The sequence below is a fragment of the Mesorhizobium sp. M4B.F.Ca.ET.089.01.1.1 genome (assembly GCF_004022605.1).
Taxonomy (GTDB): domain Bacteria; phylum Pseudomonadota; class Alphaproteobacteria; order Rhizobiales; family Rhizobiaceae; genus Mesorhizobium; species Mesorhizobium abyssinicae.
In genome coordinates this window covers 1-1,264 of the sequence record NZ_RZOS01000858.1, presented here as the reverse complement: position 1 = coordinate 1,264, position 1,264 = coordinate 1, and the positions used below count along the sequence as shown (strand labels likewise).

Below are 1,264 nucleotides of genomic sequence, written 5' to 3'. Positions count from 1 at the left end.
GCACGGCAGGATCACACAAGCGTGTTGCACCCGGCGCAAATCTTGACATTTCCGCCCAAGACACGATCTTCGGATTAGAGGGGAATTCTCTTAGTCGGCTCCGCCGAAGTTCGTGTATCCGCATGCCCAGCTTCAAAAGCCACGTCGTTTCTTTTGTCCTCAAGCATAGCCGCAAGCAGGCCTTTTCCAGTCCGGAAAACCTGCAGCGCTGGATCGCCTATGCGCGCAAGACCGAGGATCACCATCCGCCGGCCTCGCTGCGTTCCCGCTTCGACATCGCCGAGCGCATGGTGAACGGCTTTCCCGTTTATGAGATCGCGCCAAGGACCGGCGAGCGCAAGCGCATGCTCTATCTGCATGGCGGCGCCTTTGTCTTCCAGATCACCTCCTACCATTGGGGCCTGATCGCCGAGATGGCCGAGCGGCTGGGCTTCGGCATCACCGTGCCGATCTACCCGATCGCGCCCGAGCACGACTTCCACGCCATGTTCGGCATGGTCGGCAAGGTCTACCGGCAGATGCTCGAGGAGACGGAAGCCGCGGACATCGTCTTCATGGGCGATTCCGCCGGCGGCAACATGGCCGTGGTGCTGACCATGATGGCGGCCGAGGACGCCTTGCCGCTCCCCTCGCACCACGTCCTGATTTCGCCCGGGCTCGACATGTCGCTCTCCAACCCCGAAGTGTTCGAGGCCGAGCGCAACGATCCGTGGCTTGGCATTGCCGGCGGCCTGGAGGCGATCCGGCTCTACAGTGCCGGCATCGATCGCGCGGACTGGCACATCAGCCCGCTCTACGGCGACCTTTCCGTATTGCCGAAGACGCTGCTATTGACCGGCTCGCACGACCTGCTCACCCCCGACAACCTGATCTTCGCCGAGAAGGCGCGGGCCGCCGGCGTCGAGGTGGAGGTCGTCTACGAGGAAGGCATGTTCCACGTCTGGCCGCTGATCGAGATGCCGGAGACGCGGCGCGCGCGCAGCAACATCGTTGCCTTCCTGACTGGGGAAACCAGAACGCGGCCGGTCAAGGCTCGTGGCTGGTCGCTTGAGGGTCAGGCCGCGACCTGACCCCTAGCCGGACTTGTCAGCCAAGCTCAGAACTTGCCGGTTTCCTTGAACACTTCGAAAGTAGCGCGGATATGGTCCGCGACCGCCTTCACCGGCGCACTGGCGTCCGGCGTCACCACCATGGCCAGGTTGTAGGTGCCGATATCGGGCATGCCGTCCTTCGGGCTAAGCGCGACCATCTCGTCGCCGAGGAA

At 63.3% G+C, this 1,264-nt stretch carries 1 protein-coding gene and 1 pseudogene; one reads left to right on the top strand and one right to left on the bottom strand.

Annotation, left to right across the window (positions count from 1 at the left end; translation table 11 throughout):
* Window positions 1-122 precede the first annotated feature (122 nt).
* On the top strand, window positions 123-1,070 hold the full coding sequence (locus EN780_RS34545; protein ID WP_128276486.1) for an alpha/beta hydrolase: 948 nt from the start codon (window positions 123-125) through the stop codon (window positions 1,068-1,070).
* A gap of 26 nt (window positions 1,071-1,096) precedes the next feature.
* On the opposite strand, the pseudogene EN780_RS41635 reads toward EN780_RS34545, so the two are convergent.
* Window positions 1,097-1,264: pseudogene (locus tag EN780_RS41635) on the bottom strand (LysR family transcriptional regulator); the annotation flags it as partial.